The sequence below is a fragment of the Streptacidiphilus sp. EB103A genome, from assembly GCF_041261405.1.
Lineage (GTDB): Bacteria > Actinomycetota > Actinomycetes > Streptomycetales > Streptomycetaceae > Streptacidiphilus.
In genome coordinates, this window is the sequence record NZ_JBGCAQ010000012.1 from 117,234 (window position 1) to 135,318 (window position 18,085).

Consider the following 18,085-nt stretch of genomic DNA (forward strand, 5'->3'; position numbering starts at 1 on the left):
GGTGGCAAATGGTAATTGATCTCGACCCCCCTCGAGGGGCAGGCGATCTGGCGATCGGCATGCCCATCGAAGAGGCGGAGCGAATCCTGCGGGAGATTTCAGGGTTCATGCCGCCAGCCCCAGGGGAGGCTAGGAATAAAGGCTTTGCGCACTACGACTCGGAGTTGTCAATTTCCCTTGACTTCGATTCTCGTGGAGTGGTGCGCGCGATCGAACTGTTTCGCCCCGAAGGGGATGTTCAAATTACTTTCCGCGGTCTATCTTTGTTTGAAGAGCCTGCGGATGTCGTCATTGCGCGATTCTCTGAAATGTTCCGAATTGAGATCGAAGATGAGGGACTGAATGTCACGGTACCTGATGTTTTCATTGGACTCTGGAGGAGCGTGACTCCCGAAGAATCCGGCGGGGAAGAGGGGCGTTATTTTGAGTCGGTCCTAATCGCCGCTCCAGGCTACGGGGCATAAGATATGTGGCCTTCTCTATCGATTGCCTTGGGTCCGAGGATGAATAAATAAGAGTATCGGACGCGAGCGCTGCCCATCGGATCACCCCCGGTGGGCAGCGCTTTTGCATCTTAAGGACTGGCCAGATTGATGGTGGCATGGATTCCTGTGTCGCCTGGGTTTCCTTCATCTGCCCTGCCGCGAGGACGCATTCGCCACCTACGACCTCCTCGCCGCCGGCATCCACACGTACTATGTGGAGGCTGGAGCGACCCCCGTTCTCGTCCACAACTGCAAAGCTGACGCGGAACTGCAGGCGGACGCGAACGCCATTCATGAGACATGGCGGACACTTTATGGGTGAGACATGTATCTATGAAGCCGTGAGATGCAGCAGTACCGTGATCAGCTGCAGAGTATTTCGCCCTCAAAAAGGCTTGTACTTGCTGTATCTGTGATGGATTGGACCCTGGATGAGATGGGCCAGTTGGAATCTGGGGTGGTCAAGGACTGCATCAATGAGGGAATGCGAGTTGCCCGCGAGGCAGTTCGCTTGGACGCTGATGAACTGACGCTCTCTGAGGAAATGCTTGACGCGTGGAATGATGTGGACGATCAAGCTGATGAGCCAGGAACCACACATGTGATGTCGGCAATCCTTGCATGTGCAGATGCGCCAGAGGGGCTCTCGGGGGAAGTGCTCTATGGTGTCCTGCGCTTCTGCTATGAGGCGGTGCGGGAAAGGTTTGAAGAGGAAGGATCTGTTGGGAGCCTGGAGGCAGAGCTGGCGAATGTAAGGTGCGTTGAAGCGATCTCCTTCCAAAAGTCGCACATTGCAGACGCTCTTTTGAGATGATGGGGAGAAATATGGGAAGCGTGGGGCTCAATGGTGGTTGGTGCGGGTCACTGATGCGCGGGCTCGGGATTGACGAGCTGCTCGTCCATGCGCCGTCAGGAATATTTATCATCAATGCTGTGCGGAGGCCGTCAATTCCAAAGGCGTTGTTGTAGGAGTGGCAGTAGTTACGCTTGCAGGAGATGACAGGATGGGCTCCAGGTCTGCCGACTGGAGCTCTGATGCCCCAAGCTTGGCTAGCGTGACTGAAGCGCTGGCGCGCCTCGATGGGAGGCGGTGGACAGAAATCTCCATTGCTGATGATGCGCCATTTCGATACCTGACGATCTCCGGTGGCCCTGACTTGTTCTTGGTAACGGGAGGGCTGGAGGACGGTGGGATCCTTCATTTGAAGGATCCCGCTGAGGGCGGGCTGGAAATTTGGCTTGTTTGTGGCGGTCAGTTGGGATACTTTCCGCGATCGCACTTGGTGACTGCGAAGGAGGCAGTCCAAGCTGCAGCCGATTTCCTTGGTGGCTTCGCCGGCGGTTTGGGTGAGAACTGGACCGTAGAATGAGCGGAGCTGATCGCGGAACTCCGCGAGCGCGTTGAGGCTTTGGGCGCGGGCGGGTGAGCGGAGTTGCGGCTGCGCCGGCGAGGAGCGCTGGGGGAGCGAGAGCGCGGGCAGATCGCCATGCCCTGGCGAACCTGACGTCGTATCCATGGACGGTCGGCCGAACCTTTGGCTGGGGTGAGCTGGTCTTGTTCTCATCCGACGTACCCACTTTCCCAGGGTGCCGGCGGGCGTTCCTCGCGGGGCTGTGGTTCCGGGGTCAGTTGGGACCGATCGAGACCAGTGCCGGTTCGGTTCGTATCCTGAACGTCATTCCGGTCAGCGAGGCCGAGCGCGAACAAGTCCTGGTCGTTCGGCCGGAGCTGTTTTTCAAGGATCTGCTTGACCGGCGAGACGTTCTTGCCCCGCCTGTGACGCAGTTGGCGTGATGTCGCTCCAGGCCGAACTCTCGGGAGTCGTCAGCACTCGATGACGTTGACCGCGAGGCCGCCGCGGGAGGTCTCCTTTTACTTGACCTGCATGGAGACGGCATATGATCAACGTTTTGACCAGGTGCTTTGCTGCCTTTTCGGCGCCGGTTCTTTTTGACCAGTGCTCGGTCAGCGATCGTGCGGAACTGTGGGGCGAGTGACCGGTACGACGGTCAGAAGGTTCTCCAGGCCTTTGAAATCGTCGGGGTTGGTGGTGAACAGAGGGAGGTCCTCGGCGATGGCGATAGAGGCGATCATCAGGTCGGCCACGCGCCTTCTTGGTTTCCGCCCTGCGCCGATCACGGCGGCACAAATCCGGCCATAGATACGTGCGGCCTCGGTGTCGAAGGGGATGGGATCGAACTCGTTCTCGGCACGCTGAAGGACGTCGAGTCGGCGGGCCCGCTCCGCGTATTCGTCGTAGTCGCCCTGCTCCTCGTTCCGCCGGACCTCGTGCGGTCCGGCGGAAAGCTCTGCCAGCGTGATTGCGCTGATGGCCATCTCAACCGGCAACTCGGCAGCATCCACCCATCGACGCAGGATCATGATGTTGGTGTCGAGCAGACCCCGCTCATGCTCAACGGACATAGGGATCGTCCGTCTCCTGTGCAGCCGTGGCGTCCTGATCCGCCCGGAAGGCATCCAGGGAGATGTCGGGTGCGCTCCGCGACATCGCGGCGAACTCCGCTCGGGGAACGAAGCGCCTACGGCGCTTCAACGGGATCAGCTCGCCGATCCGGTGGCCGTCACGGGTGACGGTGAACGACTGGCCGGCCTCGACGGCATCCATGATCTCTCTTGACCTGCTGCGCAGGTCCCGCTGGGTGATCTCAGGCTGCACTGTCATGCCACCATGCTAGTGCCTGTGCCACCCAGTGCTGCAGGGTGGCACGCCTTATGCGCACCGGAGCTGCATAACGCCTCATCCAGCTCCGCGGACAGGTCCCGCAGGGGATTGGCACTTCTGTCGAAGGCTTCGCCGCCGAGGGAGCGGCGGGCGCTATTCAGGGGATCCGGGGCAACGCTCGGGCGGCGGAGGACACGCGACAGGCCCAGGTCAGCGGGTGTGCGACCCCTGCTTCGCCAGGGACTATTCAGGGACTCTCCGTCGTGCAAGCAGGGAAGGCCCTGACAGCCCTGAGAGATGCGAAGCCGCAGATCAGGATGTGTTTCCTCAGCACTCGACGACGTTGACCGCGAGGCCGCCGCGGGAGGTCTCCTTGTACTTGACCTTCATGTCGGCGCCGGTCTCCTTCATGGTCTTGATGGCCTTGTCCAGGGAGACGTGGTGGCGGCCGTCGCCGCGGAGGGCCATGCGGGCGGCGGTGACGGCCTTGACCGCGGCCATGCCGTTGCGTTCGATGCAGGGGATCTGCACCAGGCCGCCGACCGGGTCGCAGGTGAGGCCGAGGTTGTGCTCGATGCCGATCTCGGCGGCGTTCTCGACCTGCTCGGGGGTGCCGCCCAGCACCTCGGCGAGGCCGCCCGCGGCCATCGAGCAGGCGGAGCCGACCTCTCCCTGGCAGCCGACCTCGGCGCCGGAGATGGAGGCGTTCTCCTTGAAGAGCATCCCGATGGCGCCGGCCGTCAGCATGAAGCGGATGATGCCGTCGTCGTCGGCGCCCGGGATGAAGTTCAGGTAGTAGTGCAGGACGGCCGGGATGATGCCGGCCGCGCCGTTGGTCGGGGCGGTGACCACCCGGCCGCCGGAGGCGTTCTCCTCGTTCACGGCCATCGCGTAGAGGGTGACCCACTCCATGGCGTTGGCCGGGCCGATGCCCTCGACCCGCAGGGCCCGCGCCGCCGGTGCGGCCCGGCGTCGGACCTTGAGGCCGCCGGGCAGGATGCCCTCGTGGTTCATGCCGCTGCGGACGCACTCCTGCATGACCCGCCAGATCTCCAGCAGACCCGTCCGGATGTCCTCCTCCGACCGCCAGGCCTTCTCGTTCTCCAGCATCAGCGCGGAGACCGAGAGCCCGGTCTCGTTGCTCCAGCGCAGCAGGTCGGCGCCGGTGCGGAAGGGGTAGCGCAGCACGGTGTCGTCGGGCTTGACCCGGTCCGCGCCGATGGCGTCCTCGTCCACCACGAAGCCGCCGCCGACCGAGTAGTAGGTCTTCTCCAGCAGCGGCGCCCCGGCTGCGTCATAGGCGCACAACGTCATCCCGTTGGCGTGGTACGGCAGTGACCTGCGGCGGTGCAGCACCAGCTGGGTGTCGGCGTCGAAGGCGATCTCGTGCAGGCCCAGCAGCCGCAGCTTCCGCTCCGCCTTGATCCGCTCCACGTCCAGGTCCGCCTTGGCGATGTCCACGGTGCGCGGGGAGTTCCCCTCCAGACCCAGCAGGACGGCCTTGGGGGTGCCGTGTCCGTGCCCGGTCGCGCCCAGCGAGCCGAAGAGCTCGGCCCGGACCGAGCCGGTCTGTGCCAGCAGGCCCTCCGACTTCAGCCGCCGGGCGAACATCCGGGCCGCGCGCATCGGTCCGACGGTGTGCGAGCTGGACGGCCCGATACCGATGGAGAAGAGGTCGAACACGCTGATGGCCACGGTGAACCCTTACTGAGAGAAGAAGTTGCAACCCCCCAGGGGCGCGAGGAACTGCGCGAGAGACCCACTACCTACGTAGCAGGCTCCGGTGACAGCACCCCGCGCCCCGGGTGGGACCTACAGGTCCGGGTACAGCGGATACTTCGCCGCCAACGCAGCAACCCGCTGCGCCAGCGCTTCACGCTTCTCCTCGAAGGACGGCTTCAGCGCCTCCGCGATGACGTCCCCGACCTCCGCGAAGTCCGCGGCAGCGAACCCGCGGGTGGCCAGCGCCGGCGCGCCGATCCGCAGGCCCGAGGTGACCATCGGCGGACGCGGGTCGAAGGGCACGGCGTTGCGGTTGACGGTGATGCCGACCGCGTGCAGCCGGTCCTCGGCCTGCTGGCCGTCCAGCTCGGACTTCCGCAGGTCCACCAGGACCAGGTGGACGTCGGTGCCGCCGGAGAGCACGGACACGCCGGCCTCGGCGGCGTCCGGCCGGGTGAGCCGCTCGGCGAGGATCTTCGCGCCTTCGAGGGTGCGCTTCTGCCGGTCCTTGAACTCGTCCGTGGCGGCGACCTTGAAGGAGACCGCCTTGGCCGCGATGACATGCTCCAGCGGACCGCCCTGCTGGCCGGGGAAGACCGCAGAGTTGATCTTCTTGGCGTACTCGGCCTTGCAGAGGATCACGCCGCCGCGCGGGCCGCCGAGGGTCTTGTGGGTGGTGGTGGTGACCACGTCGGCGTAGGGCACGGGGGAGGGGTGCAGCCCCGCCGCGACCAGGCCGGCGAAGTGCGCCATGTCCACCATCAGCAGCGCGCCCACCGAGTCGGCGATCCGGCGGAACTCGGCGAAGTCCAGCTGGCGCGGGTAGGCGGACCAGCCCGCGATGATCAGCTGCGGCTGGTGCTCCTTGGCGAGGCGCTCGACCTCCTCCATGTCCACCAGGTTGGTCTCGGCGTCCACGTGGTACGCGGCCACGTTGTAGAGCTTGCCGGAGAAGTTGATCTTCATGCCGTGGGTCAGGTGCCCACCGTGGGCCAGGTCCAGACCCAGGATGGTGTCACCCGGCTTGAGCAGCGCGAACATCGCCGCCGCGTTGGCCGAGGCGCCCGAGTGCGGCTGGACGTTGGCGTGCTCCGCACCGAACAGCGCCTTGACCCGGTCGATCGCCAGCTGCTCGACGACGTCGACGTGCTCGCAGCCGCCGTAGTAGCGGCGGCCGGGGTAGCCCTCGGCGTACTTGTTGGTGAGTACGGACCCCTGCGCCTCCAGCACCGCCACCGGGGCGAAGTTCTCGGAGGCGATCATCTCCAGGGTGGACTGCTGGCGGTGCAGCTCGGCGTCCACGGCCGCCGCGACCTCGGGGTCGAGGGAGTGCAGGGACTGGTTCAGAACCGTCATGTCTTCGTTCATCCCTAAAGGACTAGGCCGGTTAGGCGCCGGTGTGGGCGGAGTACTCGTCGGCGGTCAGCAGGCCCTCGGGGGTGCCGTCGAGCCGGATCTTGAACAGCCAGCCCTCGGCGAAGGGAGCGGAGTTGACCAGCGCGGGGTCGTCCACCACGGCCTGGTTGGCCTCGACGACCTCGCCGGTGGCGGGGGAGTAGAGGTCGCTGACCGACTTGGTCGACTCCAGCTCGCCGCAGGTCTCGCCCGCGGTGACGGTCTGGCCGACCTCGGGGAGCTGGACGTAGACGACGTCACCGAGCGCGTCGGCGGCGAACGCGGTGATTCCCACGGTGGCCACGCCGTCCTCGACGGCCGTCAGCCACTCGTGTTCCTTGCTGTAGGTGAGGTGCTGGGGGTTGCTCATGACTGCGATTCTCCAGGATGAGGAAGGGGAGGGCGAAACGGGTCCATACAGGGAGACAGCGGTGCTGCCTAGCGGGAGCGCGTGTAGAACGGCAGCGCGACGACCTCGACCGGCTCGTGCGTGCCGCGGACGTCGACGGCCACGGCGGTCCCGGGGGCGGCGTGCGCGGCGTCCACGTACGCCATGGCGATCGGCTTGCCCAGGGTGGGGGAGGGGGCGCCGGAGGTGATGGCGCCGATCACCGCGCCGTCCGCCGCCACCACCGGCATCCCGGCCCGGGGCACCCGGCGGCCGGGCGAGACCAGCCCGACCCGGACCCGCGGCGGATGGCTGGCGGCCAGCTCTGCGGCCTTCTCCAGCGCCTCGCGGCCGATGAAGGCGCCGCCGTTGGTGGTCTTGTCGAAGCGGACGACCCGGCCCAGGCCGGCGTCGAACGGCGTCAGCTCGGTGCTGAGCTCGTGCCCGTACAGCGGCATGCCCGCCTCCAGGCGCAGGGTGTCCCGGCAGGACAGGCCGCAGGGGACCAGGCCCCTGGCCGCGCCCGCCTCGGACAGCGCGTGCCACAGCGGCTCGGCGTCGCCGGGGGCCACGAACAGCTCGAAGCCGTCCTCACCGGTGTAGCCGGTGCGGGCCAGCAGCGCGGGGCGGCCCGCGACGGTGGCCGGCAACGACGTGTAGTACTTCAGCCCGGGCAGGTCGGCGTCGGTCAGCGGCGCCAGGATCGCGGTCGCCTCCGGGCCCTGGACCGCGATCAGCGCGTAGGCGTCGCGGTCGTCGCGCACCGCGGCGTCGAAGCCCTCGGCACGGGCAGTCAGCTCGTCCAGCACCAACTGGGCGTTGGAGGCGTTGGCGACGACCAGGAACTTCGCCTCGCCGGTGCGGTAGACGATCAGGTCGTCCAGGATGCCGCCGTCGGCCGCGCAGATCATGGTGTAGCGGGCCTTGTTCACGGCCAGCGCCGAGACGAAGCCGACCAGCGCGTGGTCCAGCAGCTCGCCGGCCTGCGGGCCGGTCACGGTGATCTCACCCATATGGGAGAGATCGAACAGGCCGGCCCTGGTGCGGACGGCGTTGTGTTCCTCGCGCTCGCTGCCGTAGCGCAGCGGCATGTCCCAGCCGGCGAAGTCGGTCATGGTGGCGCCGAGGGCGCGGTGGACCGAGTCCAGCGCGGTGTATCGCAGGGTCATGGGCACTCTCCTGTTGGCTCTCAAGGACATGCTGCGGCAGGGGCTCCCCCTCTGTCGCTGCGACCTGAGAGCTTCACCGCGACGCCCGCCCTGGCAGGGAGGGGACAGCGGCTTGCACCGTTGGTGGGCCGGACCTGGTTGTGAAACCTGGTCGACCGCTTTCCAGATGTGCCTAGCCCGTGCGGTATGGGTGCCTGAGAGATTCCGGGGAGGGCTTGCTCCTTCGGCGCCGGCTGCGCACCCTGAGGTGCTGCCTGGCTCTCCCGCGCGGGTTCGAACGGCCGGTGTGGAGTTGTTGGACGCGCTCATCATGGCACGTCCTGGCCCGATACTGTGTCGGGCAGGCGACAGTGTGACGGAGAACGGCGGTACCCGCAGATGCACCCGGTCATCCCCCCGCAGCCGGACGGCCCCTATTCGGGAGGCTCGCAGTCGGGAGGCCCGCAGTCGGACGGGTCGCCGTCGGACGGCTCGCAGCCGGGGTGGCCCGCGAACGACCTGGAGCGGGTGCTGTCCGCCGCCGTCGGCGACCCAGGCGCGACCCCCCGGGTGGTGGAGGTGTTGCGCCGCAGCGTGGTCTGGGTGCCGCTGCCCGGTGGCGGCGGCTACGACGCCGGGACGCTGGAGCTGCCCACCACCGAGCTGGCGGGGCAGCCCTTCGTCCCGGTGTTCAGCTCGGAGGAGCAGTTCCGCCGGGTCGCCGGGCCGATGTCCTTCACCGTCGCCCCGGTGCGCGAGCTGGCCCAGGGGATGCCGCTGGGCGTCGGCATCGTGGTCAACCCGGAGGGCGCGATCGGACTGCCGGTCCCGGCGGCCGGCGTCGCCGAGCTGTGCGGGCGCGCGGCCGGCGCGGAGGGACCGGCCGAGGAGCGGGGCGCCCGGGTCGGGCTGCGGCACCCGGCCCCGTACGAGGAGCCGTTCGAGTTCCTCGCCGCTGCGGTGGACGAACTCGCCCGCGTCCCGGTCGTGCTGACGGCCCGTCGGGCGCTGGCCCAGGTCGAGGCCGACCGGGAGAAGCTGTTCGTCGGGGTGGAGCTGGACCGCTGGCAGCCGGAGGACCAGGAGGCGGTGACCCTCGCCCTCGGCCTCGCCCTCGGCCGCGTCGCGCTGCCCTGGGAGCTCGGGGTGGTGATGCTGGACCTGGCGCAGGACCCGCTCGGCGACTGGATGCTCACATCTGTCGCACCGTTCTTCGAACGGCACCCCTCGGAGCACTAGGCTGATCGTTCGGGCCGGGCAGCGCGGACAAGCGGAACATGGGAGAGAACGTCGTGGTGGAGCCAGGGGGCGGGAGCGCCGTCGAACAGGCGCTGCGGGAGGTGTCCCCGGGGCGTTACGACGCCTACGAGGCACTGCTGCGCGCCGTCGGCGAGAGCCAGGTGTGGATGCTGCTGTGGCACGGTGAGGCCGGCCGGCCCGACGCCCAGTACGGCAACATGGAGGTCGGCGGCTTCGGCTACGCCCCCTGCGTGACCTCACCCGAGCAGCTCGCCGCCAGCGGCTGGAGCCGCGCCTGGCAGGTCAGCGCCGGCCGTGACATCGCGGCCGCGCTCTACCGCGAGCGCTGGGGGCTGTGGCTGAACCCGCACCAGCCCGGTGGCGGGGTCGGGCTGCCCTGGGCCGACCTGCGCCGGATCGCCGGCGGTCTGGACCGGCTGCCGGCCGGACCGCTGGCGATCGGAGATCCGCAGGCGGAGAACCCTCAGCTCGCCGCGGACCGGTTCTACGCCCTGCTCAACCAGGCCGCCCAGGGCACCCCGGCGGTGCGCTCGCTGCGGCGGGCCTGGGTCCGCCCGGCCTGGGGCGAGCCCTATCTGGTGATCGGACTCGACCTGTTCGACTCGGGTCCGCAGGCGGTCGAGTCGGTGCGGCTGATGATGCAGCACGCCCTGCCCGGCGCCCCGGCCGGGGTCGCGGTGTCGACGGTCGCGATGTCCGACCCCTACGACCCGGTGGCGATGTGGCTGCAGGCACGCGCAGCGCCGTTCTTCGACCGCACGGCGAGTGGCGGCGGGTACGGATACCCGTACTACCCGCGGTAGCTGCGGGCAGCACAAGCGGACAGCACAAAGGGGGCGCATCGTCTGAGGGATGCGCCCCCTTCGTCGTCAGCCGGCCGGCCAGGGTCACTCCGGCGCGACGACCTGCTTGACCTCGGGGAAGTGGCAGGCGGCCTGGTGGCCGTCGGCCGATCCGATCAGCTGCACCAGCGGCGGCTCCTGCGAGGCGCAGATGTCCTGGGCCTTCCAGCAGCGGGTGCGGAAGCGGCAGCCGGAGGGCGGGTTGATCGGGCTGGGCACGTCGCCGGTCAGCCGGATCCGCTCGCGGCGCTGGTCGCTGTCCGGGTCCGCCTCGGGGACGGCCGACAGCAGCGCGTGCGTGTAGGGGTGCTGGGGACGCATGTAGAGCGTCTCCCGGTCGGCGATCTCGACGATCTTCCCCAGGTACATCACCGCGACCCGCTCGGAGAAGTGGCGGACCACCGCCAGGTCGTGGGCGATGAAGAGGAAGGAGAGGTTGAACTCCCGCTGCAGATCCTGCAGCAGGTTCACCACCTGCGCCTGGATCGACACGTCCAGCGCCGAGACCGGCTCGTCCGCGACGATCATCTTGGGCTTGAGGGCGAGCGCGCGGGCGATGCCGATGCGCTGCCGCTGGCCGCCGGAGAACTCGTTGGGGTAGCGGTTGTAGTGCTCCGGGTTGAGGCCGACGATCTCCAGCAGCTCCTGGGCCCGCTTCTTGTGCCCCTGCGGCGGGTTGATGCCGTTGAGCTTCATCGGGGTCTCGACGATCGTCCCGACCGTGTGCCTCGGGTTCAGCGAGGAGTACGGGTCCTGGAAGATCATCTGCAGGTTCTGCCGGGCCTCACGCATGGTGGAGACCCGCCGGTGGGTGATGTCCTCGCCGTCGAAGACGATGCTGCCCGCGGTCGGCTCCAGCAGCCGGGTGACCAGCCGTCCGGTGGTCGACTTGCCGCAGCCGGACTCGCCGACCAAGCCCAGCGACTCGCCGGCCTTGACCGAGAGGTCGATGCCGTCGACCGCGCGGACCGCGCCGATCTGGCGCTGGAAGACGATGCCCTGCCGGATCGGGAAGTGCATCTGCAGGCCCTCGACCCGCAGCAGCTCCTCACCGCCGGTCGGCGGCACCGCGGATTCCTCACGAGGAGCGGGTACGGTCTCGGTGGTGCTCACGCCAAACTCCTGTTCGTCCGCCGCTGTCACTTCGCGAGCCGATCGGCTGCGCTGCGGATCTCGATCTTGTTCTCAGCGGTCAGATGGCAGGCCGCGATGTGCTTGTCGGTTCCGGGAACCGGGAGGAGTTCGGGCCGCTCGGTGGAGCAACGGTCGTCCGGCACCTGGTCCTTGAACGCGCAGCGCGGGTGGAAGGCGCAGCCGGTCGGCAGGTTGATCAGGCTGGGCGGCGTGCCCTGGATCGGGTTGAGCCGCACGTTCACGTCCCCGCCGAGGTGCGGCATCGACTGCAGCAGGCCCCAGGCGTAGGGGTGTTCCGGCGTCTTCAGCACGTCGCGGACGCTGCCGTACTCGATGCGCCGCCCGCCGTACATCACCAGGATGTCGTCGGCGATCTCGGCGACCACACCCAGGTCGTGGGTGATGATGATGACCGCGGAGCCGTACTCCTCCTGCAGGTCCCGGATCAGGTCCAGGATCTGGGCCTGGACGGTCACGTCCAGCGCGGTGGTCGGCTCGTCGGCGATCAGCAGCTCGGGGTTGCAGACCAGCGACATCGCGATCATGGCGCGCTGGCGCATACCGCCGGAGAACTGGTGCGGGTAGTCCTTGACCCGGCGCTCCGGCTGGGGGATGCCGACGCGCTTGAGCATCTCCACGGAGCGCTCCCTGGCCTCGGCCTTGGACACCTTGTGGTGCACCCGGTAGGCCTCGGAGATCTGGGCGCCGATGGTGAAGAACGGATGCAGCGCGGACAGCGGGTCCTGGAAGATCATGGAGACCTTGTTGCCTCGCAGCGACCGCATGTCCTGCTCCGACATGCTGACCAGCTCGTCACCGTCCAGCCACACCTCGCCGGAGACCCGGGCACGGCTGCCCTTGTGCAGGCCGAGCAGGGCGGCGGAGGTGACGGACTTTCCGGAGCCGGACTCGCCGACAATGCCGAGGGTCTGGCCCTTCTGGAGCGCGAACGACACTCCGTCGACGGACTTGACGAGTCCGTCGTCGGTCGGGAAGTGCACGCGCAGGTCCCGGACCTCGAGGAAGGAGGAAGGAGGTGCCACGTCCACGGACTGCGGCGAGATTTCGATGGCCACGGGGAGCTTCCTTGGGCGGGTCAGGCGAGGCGTACGCGGGGGTCGATGATGCCGTACACCATGTCGACCACCACGTTGGCGAGGACGATGAAGGTCGCGGCGAAGAGCGTGGTGCCCAGGATCACCGGAAGGTCGGAGTTGGTGACGGAGTCGACGGCGAGCTTGCCGATGCCGTTGATGCCGAACACCGACTCGGTGATGACCGCGGAACCGCCGATCAGCGAGCCGAGGTCCATGCCGAAGATGGTGACGATCGGGGTGATCGCGGCCCGCAGTCCGTGCTTGAGGATCACGGTCCGGGACGACAGCCCCTTGGCCCGCGCGGTCCGGATGTAGTCCTCGCCCATCACCTCGAGCATCGAGGAACGGCTGAGCCGGGTGTACAGCGCGAGGAAGAGGATGACCAGGGTGCCCCAGGGCAGGATCAGCCCCTCGAACCAGGCGACCGGATCCTGGGTGATCGGCGTGTAGTTGGGCGTCGGCAGGATGGCGAACTTGTCCACGAAGACGTACATCAGCAGCAGGCCGACGAAGTAGATCTGCAGCGAGACGCCGACCAGCGCGGCACCGACGGCGATCTTGTCGGCTGCCTTGCCCTTGCGCACCGCGGCGAGGACGCCGAGGCCGACACCGAGGATCAGGAAGACCACGGCCGCGCCGAGAGCCAGCGAGAGGTCCACCGGGAAGTCCTGCAGCAGGGTGTCCAGCACCGGGGTGTCGGTCTGGAAGGAGATGCCCAGGCAGGGGGCGTGGCAGTGGACGATCAGACTGGCGTCGCCGTAGTCACGGCCGACGAAGAGGCCCTTGAAGAACTCCCAGTACTGGGTGTAGATGCTCTGGTCCAGACCGAGTGAGTGCTTGATCTCGAGCAGACGCGAGGGTGAGCAGGTCTTGCCGCAGGCCAGCAGGGAGGGGTTGGACGGGAGCGCGAAGAAGATGAAGAAGGTGATCACACTGATCACCAGCAGGATGACGACTGCCGCGAGCAGACGTCGAATCAGGTAACGAAGCATGCGGTGCTGGGCTCCGGCATGGACCGGGGCCGCCTCCCTTGTGCTTGGGGCCGGCGGGGAGTGCCCGGTCGGCGGCGGGGGCCGCCGACCGGGCGGTGGAACAGGGTTGGGACTACTTCTTGACGTACACGTGCACCAGGCTGGGCTCGGCCAGAACGGTGTCGTTGATCACGCCACCGACCTTGGAGCCGGAGAGCTCGGAGAAGTTCATGTACATCAGCGGCACGACGGCCGCCTGTCCGAGGATCTGCTTGTCCAAGGCGCCCCAGGCGGCGTTGCGCGCCGTCAGGTCGGGGTTCTTGGTGGCGTCCTCGAGGCCCGTGTTGATCGCCGCGACGTTCAGGTACGAGGCGTCCCAGTTGGACTGCGGCGAAGCGGTGATCTGCTTGCCGTCGAACAGGGTCGGCAGCACGGTGGAGGCGCTCGGCCAGTCCGCGATCCAGTCCTGCCAGGTCATGTCGTACTGGTTCTTGGTGTTGGACGTGGTGGAGAAGTAGTTCGCCGCGTCGATCGGGGTGATGTTGACCGTGATGCCGATCTTCGCCAGCGAGGCCTTCACCGCGTCCGCGAAGTGCGTCTGCGTGGTGGTGTTCTCCACCGCGAGGGACAGCGTCAGCTTCGGGTTGCCGGCCTGCGTCATCAGCGCGGTGGCCTTGGTCAGGTCGCCGGTCGGGTCCGTGGCGTACAGGTTGAACTGCTGGTAGCCGTCCATGCCCGGGTTCAGCATGGTGGTGGCGTAGTCGCCGTAGGCCGAGCCGCCGAAGGCGCCGCGGACGGTGGTCTTGTCGATCGCGTACTCGATCGCCTGGCGGACCTTGAGGTCGGTGATCCTGGTGGTGTTGAGCGCCAGGTAGTTGATGCCGGGGGCCGCTATCTTGTAGTAGCGGCTGGTCAGCGACTTGTTGTTGGAGATCGAGGCCAGGTCGGCGCCGGCGATCGGCCACTGCTGGATCGAGGTCTGGGCGGTGCCGGTGTTCGAGACGAGCTGCTGGTCGATCGCGGCCTCGTCCTGACCGAACTTCACGTCCATCTCGTCGACGTTCTGCTGGCGGATCGGGTCCGTCGACTGCGACCAGTACTTGTTCTTGGTGAGAACGAGTTCCTTGTTCTTGGTGTACGACTGGATCTGGTACGGCCCGTCGGACCACACAGCGGTGTCGTAGGTGGAGCCGGTGTCGTGCGCCTTCGGAACCGCGGACCAGCCGGGCATCGCCGTGGTCTCGTTGAAGTCGGCGGAGGACTGCACCAGGTTGAAGACGAGGGTGTAGTTGTCCGGGGTCTGGATCGAGTCCAGCGACTTGCCGGTGTACGGGCCCTTGTAGGCCGAGCCGCCGACCAGCAGCGTCTGCGCGTAGGACGGGCCGCCGGAGATGTCGGCCGAGAAGGCACGCTCCACGCCGTACTTGACGTCCTGCGCGGTGACCTCGACGCCGTCCTGGTACTTGATCCCCTTCTTGAGGTGGAAGGTCCAGGTCTTGGCGTTGTTGCTGGGCGTACCGGTGTCGGTGGCCAGGTCGCCGACGAGCTTGGGGGTGCTGCCGGACTCGTCCCAGGCGGTGAGCGAGCGGACGATCTCCAGGTCCATGCTCGAACCCTCAGTGGTGTAGGTCCGCTGCGGGTCGAGGTGGTCGTAGTCGGCCTTGTTGAGGATGGTCAGAGTGCCACCCTGGGTCGCGGAACCGGAACCGGACCCGGTGGTGGTCTTGCTGGAACCGCCACAGGCGGTCACGCCGAGGACCAGGGCCGTTGCAGACGCCAGAAGGGCGACTGAGCGCGTCCTACGCATCATCAGAAATGCTCCTTGTTTAGTAGATCCGTTCCGGGCGAGCCCCACGGGGCAGGCCGGGACCGAAGCATGGGTGCCGCGTCAGCTGCGGTTGGCGCGCGGGTCGAGAGCGTCCCGGACGCCGTCACCGAGCAGGTTGAGGGCGAGGACGAGAATCAGCAGCAGGACGCCGGGGATGAAGAGGTAGGTCGGGTCCTGCAGGAACCACTGGGCCGAGTCGGAGAGCAGCGATCCGAGGTCCGGAGCCGGCGGCACAACGCCGACGCCCAGGTAGGAGAGGGCGGCCTCGGTGGTGATGTTGGCCGGCACCGCCAGGGCGAAGGAGATCAGGATCGGCGCCCAGATGTTCGGCAGCAGCTGGCGGAAGAGGATGTGCTGCCAGCCGGCGCCCATGATCCGGGCGGCGTCGACGAACTCGCGCTCGCGCAGGGACAGCACCTGGCCGCGCACCAGCCGGGCGGTGTAGGCCCAGGCGAAGGCCGAGATGTTGACGATCAGGACGAGCAGGCGCAGGTTCTCGTTGGTGCCGCCGTGCGTGTCGGTCTGCAGCGAGTTCTGGATCACCGGGGTCAGCGCGATGATGAACAGCAGCTGCGGGAATGCCAGCACGACGTCCATGATCCGGGAGAGCAGGGCGTCGATCCAGCCGCCGAAGTAGCCTGCGGCCAGGCCGACCACCACGCCCACGACCGTGGACAGCACCGCCGAGACGAAGCCCACCATCAGCGAGGTGCGCATCCCGTAGACGATGCGGGCGAACAGGTCGTAGCCGGTACCGGGCTCGACGCCCAGCAGGTGCTTGGCGCTGATCCCGCCGAAGGACCCGATCGGATAGTTGCCGGTGTCCGGGTTGATCGCGCTGTTGTCCGGGGTGATCGGTCCCCAGCCGCCCAGCGCGCTGAGCAGCGGCGCGCCGACGGCGGCGAGGATGAAGAGCACCGCGACGGTCAGCGCGATCAGGCTCACCTTGTCGCGCTTGAGGCGCGCCCAGGCGGCTTGGGCAGGGGACCGCCCGGTGATGGCGGCGGCGGCCATGGCACTGCCGTCGGCGGCTGCTTCCGACCGTTCCTCGACGAGGGCGGCCTCGTCGGTGGCATCGGTCGGATGGGGTGGCATGGTCATGGTGCGGACATCCCCAGTTTTCGGGTCAGAGTTTTTCTCGGCGCTGCGCGGTGAGGGGACTCTACGCAAGTAGTTTTTAGCTCCTCAAGGGCAGGAACCTCCCTGAGACCAGAATGAGATCATGCGAGATCCAGCCGTAATGATCGAATGTCCGAAATATCCAGGAATAGTAGGCGGTTGGGGTTCTGTGACCGCCCGGTGGACGTGGCTATATGTCCCTTTTCTCGGTATTTAGGTAGACACCCCGTCCAGTGGTGCATTTTGCCTTTTCTTTGCCATCCTGTCTGCCATGTGAGACGGACGTAAGTTTCCACCGTGTGAACTGATACGCGTGGGTCGGAATGAATTAGTCCATTCACAACGGGAGTGGCGCTCTCCGGGCCGCCGTCGCCGAGCCGGTAGAACTAAGGCTGTGACCTCGCAAATCTTCGCCCCGGGCGTGCAGCAGGTGCTCGACACGGTCGGCATCTTCGTCTTCGCCCTGTCCGGCGGCCTGCTGGCGGTCCGGAAGAACCTTGACATCTTCGGCATCGCCGTGCTGGCCGAGGTCACCGCGCTGGGCGGCGGGGTGTTCCGGGATCTGATCATCGGCGCGGTGCCGCCCGCCGCGTTCCAGAACATGGGGTACTTCTTCACCCCGCTGGCAGCCGCGCTGGTGGTCTTCTTCCTGCACCCGGAGGTGCAGCGGATCAACCGCACCATCCAGGTGCTGGACGCGGCCGGGCTCGGACTGTTCTGCGTGACCGGGACCGCCAAGGCCCATGACTTCGGCCTGGGTTCGGTCGCCGACATCGCGCTGGGCATGGCCACCGCGGTCGGCGGCAGCGTGGCCCGCGACCTGCTCGCCCATGAGCTGCCCTCGCTGCTGCGCTGGGACCGGGCCCTCTACGCGGTGCCCGCGCTGGTCGGCTCGACCGTCGTCGCCGTGCTGATCGCGCTCGGCCGGCTGGACGGCGTCACCGGCACCCTGGCGGCGCTGGTCGCGTTCGTGCTGCGGCTGCTGGCGCTGCGCTACGACTGGCGCGCGCCCAGGGCCTGGCACCGGGGGAGCGGCAGCGCAGGCGACGACGCCGTGTGAGGGGATTTTCGACTGCGGACCGTAGGTGGCTGGTCGCGCAGTTCCCCGCGCCCCCAGGTACCCCTAGACGCGGCCGCCGCCGTACTCCAGCGAGACCGCCTCGGCGGTGTCCAGGAGCTGGGGCACCAGCCGGCGCAGCGTGCCGATCGGGGCCACCACGGTCGGGGTGGAGATGGAGCAGGCGGCGATCACCCGGCCGTCGATGCCGCGGATCGGCACCGCCACGCAGTTGACGGTCTCCTCGTACTCGCTGCGGTCCACCGACCAGCCCTGTTCCCGCACCTGCGCCAGCTCCTCCAGCAGGGCCTCGGGCGAGCGGATCGAGCGGGCGGTGTAGGCGGGGTACTCCAGCGCCTCGGCCACCTCGCGGCGCCGGGCCTCCGGCAGGTCGGCGAGCAGCACCTTGCCCACGGCCGAGGCGGTGAGCGGCGCCCGCTTGCCGATCCGGGAGTACATCCGGACCGGGTAGCGGCTCTCCAGCTTGTCGACATAGGTCACCTCGCCGTCCTCGTAGACGGCGAGGTGCACGGTGTGCCCGCACCGCTCGTTGAGGGCCGCCAGATGGGGCGCGGCGACGACCCGGACGTCGATGCTCTCCAGAGCGAGCTGGGCCAGCGAGAACAGCCTGCCGCCGAGGCGGTAGCGGTAGTCGGGCTGGCGGTGCACGAAGCCGTGCTCCTCCAGGGTGCGCAGCAGCCGCAACGCGGTGGACTTGTGCACCCCGATCCGGTTCGCCGCCTGTTCGAGCGAGGCCGGCCCCTCGGCAAGCGAGGCGAGGATGACCAGCGCCCGGTCCACCGTCTGTGTCATGAGTGCCCTACCCGCCCGTATGTCCCGCCGCGATCCTGTCGTGGGCGTGTGCAGGGATCCTAGGCAGCCGTTGCACTGGGCGCAACGTGTCCGGCAGCGGCCGGGATGCGGCCGCTGCCGGACGGGGCAGGACGGGACGTGC

The 18,085-nt window shown here is 67.7% G+C and carries 19 protein-coding genes and 1 riboswitch; of the genes, 7 read left to right on the forward strand and 12 right to left on the reverse strand.

Annotated features, from left to right (window positions below):
* Positions 1-8: 8 nt before the first annotated feature.
* From ABH941_RS20765 to ABH941_RS20780, 4 genes are all read left to right on the forward strand, one after another.
* Positions 9-464, forward strand: coding sequence for a hypothetical protein (locus ABH941_RS20765; RefSeq protein ID WP_370130911.1), 456 nt, complete (start codon positions 9-11; stop codon positions 462-464).
* A gap of 367 nt (positions 465-831) precedes the next feature.
* Positions 832-1,299: a hypothetical protein gene (locus ABH941_RS20770; protein ID WP_370130912.1), complete on the forward strand. Its 468-nt coding sequence runs from the start codon at positions 832-834 to the stop codon at positions 1,297-1,299.
* Between the two features lie 241 nt (positions 1,300-1,540).
* Positions 1,541-1,855 carry a hypothetical protein gene (locus ABH941_RS20775; RefSeq protein ID WP_370130913.1) on the forward strand — a complete coding sequence of 105 codons (315 nt, stop codon included), beginning with the start codon at positions 1,541-1,543 and terminating at the stop codon, positions 1,853-1,855.
* A gap of 53 nt (positions 1,856-1,908) precedes the next feature.
* Entirely contained in the window at positions 1,909-2,280 is a 372-nt protein-coding gene (locus ABH941_RS20780; RefSeq protein WP_370130914.1) for a suppressor of fused domain protein, read from the forward strand.
* A gap of 171 nt (positions 2,281-2,451) precedes the next feature.
* Here ABH941_RS20780 and ABH941_RS20785 read toward each other — a convergent pair whose 3' ends face one another.
* The 6 genes from ABH941_RS20785 to gcvT all read right to left on the reverse strand — a co-directional run bounded on the left by ABH941_RS20785 (position 2,452) and on the right by gcvT (position 7,843).
* Positions 2,452-2,910, reverse strand: coding sequence for a type II toxin-antitoxin system VapC family toxin (locus ABH941_RS20785; protein ID WP_370130915.1), 459 nt, complete (start codon positions 2,908-2,910; stop codon positions 2,452-2,454).
* Entirely contained in the window at positions 2,900-3,169 is a 270-nt protein-coding gene (locus ABH941_RS20790; protein ID WP_370130916.1) for a type II toxin-antitoxin system Phd/YefM family antitoxin, read from the reverse strand. Before ABH941_RS20790 ends, ABH941_RS20785 begins: the two co-directional genes overlap by 11 nt.
* A 327-nt stretch (positions 3,170-3,496) precedes the next feature.
* Positions 3,497-4,864 carry an L-serine ammonia-lyase gene (locus ABH941_RS20795; protein ID WP_370130917.1) on the reverse strand — a complete coding sequence of 456 codons (1,368 nt, stop codon included), beginning with the start codon at positions 4,862-4,864 and terminating at the stop codon, positions 3,497-3,499.
* Positions 4,865-4,981: 117 nt separating this feature from the next.
* Positions 4,982-6,247: a serine hydroxymethyltransferase gene (gene glyA, locus ABH941_RS20800; RefSeq protein WP_370130918.1), complete on the reverse strand. Its 1,266-nt coding sequence runs from the start codon at positions 6,245-6,247 to the stop codon at positions 4,982-4,984.
* 31 nt (positions 6,248-6,278) lie between these two features.
* Entirely contained in the window at positions 6,279-6,656 is a 378-nt protein-coding gene (gene gcvH / locus ABH941_RS20805) for a glycine cleavage system protein GcvH (RefSeq protein WP_134000655.1), read from the reverse strand.
* A 68-nt stretch (positions 6,657-6,724) separates the two neighbouring features.
* A complete protein-coding gene (gene gcvT, locus ABH941_RS20810; RefSeq protein ID WP_370130919.1) occupies positions 6,725-7,843 on the reverse strand; it encodes a glycine cleavage system aminomethyltransferase GcvT in 1,119 nt (372 codons plus the stop codon).
* A gap of 172 nt (positions 7,844-8,015) precedes the next feature.
* A riboswitch (glycine riboswitch) is annotated at positions 8,016-8,119 on the reverse strand.
* Positions 8,120-8,221: 102 nt separating this feature from the next.
* Here gcvT and ABH941_RS20815 point away from each other — a divergent pair.
* Together ABH941_RS20815 and ABH941_RS20820 are read left to right on the forward strand one after the other, a co-directional pair.
* The gene (locus ABH941_RS20815) at positions 8,222-9,061 is read left to right on the forward strand and encodes an enhanced serine sensitivity protein SseB C-terminal domain-containing protein (RefSeq protein WP_370130920.1); all 840 of its coding nucleotides are present in this window, start codon (positions 8,222-8,224) and stop codon (positions 9,059-9,061) included.
* Positions 9,062-9,099: 38 nt separating this feature from the next.
* Complete coding sequence (locus ABH941_RS20820) at positions 9,100-9,885, forward strand: enhanced serine sensitivity protein SseB C-terminal domain-containing protein (RefSeq protein WP_370130921.1); 786 nt, start codon at positions 9,100-9,102, stop codon at positions 9,883-9,885.
* Positions 9,886-9,969: 84 nt separating this feature from the next.
* Here ABH941_RS20820 and ABH941_RS20825 read toward each other — a convergent pair whose 3' ends face one another.
* From ABH941_RS20825 to ABH941_RS20845, 5 genes are all read right to left on the reverse strand, one after another.
* Positions 9,970-11,037 (reverse strand): ABC transporter ATP-binding protein, encoded by a 1,068-nt coding sequence (locus tag ABH941_RS20825; protein WP_370130922.1) that lies wholly within the window; start codon positions 11,035-11,037, stop codon positions 9,970-9,972.
* 26 nt (positions 11,038-11,063) lie between these two features.
* Positions 11,064-12,134 carry an ABC transporter ATP-binding protein gene (locus ABH941_RS20830; RefSeq protein ID WP_370130923.1) on the reverse strand — a complete coding sequence of 357 codons (1,071 nt, stop codon included), beginning with the start codon at positions 12,132-12,134 and terminating at the stop codon, positions 11,064-11,066.
* A gap of 20 nt (positions 12,135-12,154) precedes the next feature.
* Positions 12,155-13,147 carry an ABC transporter permease gene (locus ABH941_RS20835; protein ID WP_370130924.1) on the reverse strand — a complete coding sequence of 331 codons (993 nt, stop codon included), beginning with the start codon at positions 13,145-13,147 and terminating at the stop codon, positions 12,155-12,157.
* A gap of 112 nt (positions 13,148-13,259) precedes the next feature.
* Positions 13,260-14,936, reverse strand: a complete 1,677-nt coding sequence (locus ABH941_RS20840) for an ABC transporter substrate-binding protein (RefSeq protein WP_370130925.1) — start codon at positions 14,934-14,936, stop codon at positions 13,260-13,262.
* Between the two features lie 78 nt (positions 14,937-15,014).
* A complete protein-coding gene (locus ABH941_RS20845) occupies positions 15,015-16,055 on the reverse strand; it encodes an ABC transporter permease (protein ID WP_370130926.1) in 1,041 nt (346 codons plus the stop codon).
* Between the two features lie 412 nt (positions 16,056-16,467).
* On the opposite strand from ABH941_RS20845, the gene ABH941_RS20850 reads away from it, so the two are divergent.
* On the forward strand, positions 16,468-17,133 hold the full coding sequence (locus tag ABH941_RS20850; protein ID WP_370130927.1) for a trimeric intracellular cation channel family protein: 666 nt from the start codon (positions 16,468-16,470) through the stop codon (positions 17,131-17,133).
* A gap of 63 nt (positions 17,134-17,196) precedes the next feature.
* Here ABH941_RS20850 and ABH941_RS20855 read toward each other — a convergent pair whose 3' ends face one another.
* Positions 17,197-17,943: an IclR family transcriptional regulator gene (locus ABH941_RS20855; RefSeq protein ID WP_370130928.1), complete on the reverse strand. Its 747-nt coding sequence runs from the start codon at positions 17,941-17,943 to the stop codon at positions 17,197-17,199.
* Positions 17,944-18,085: the final 142 nt, after the last annotated feature.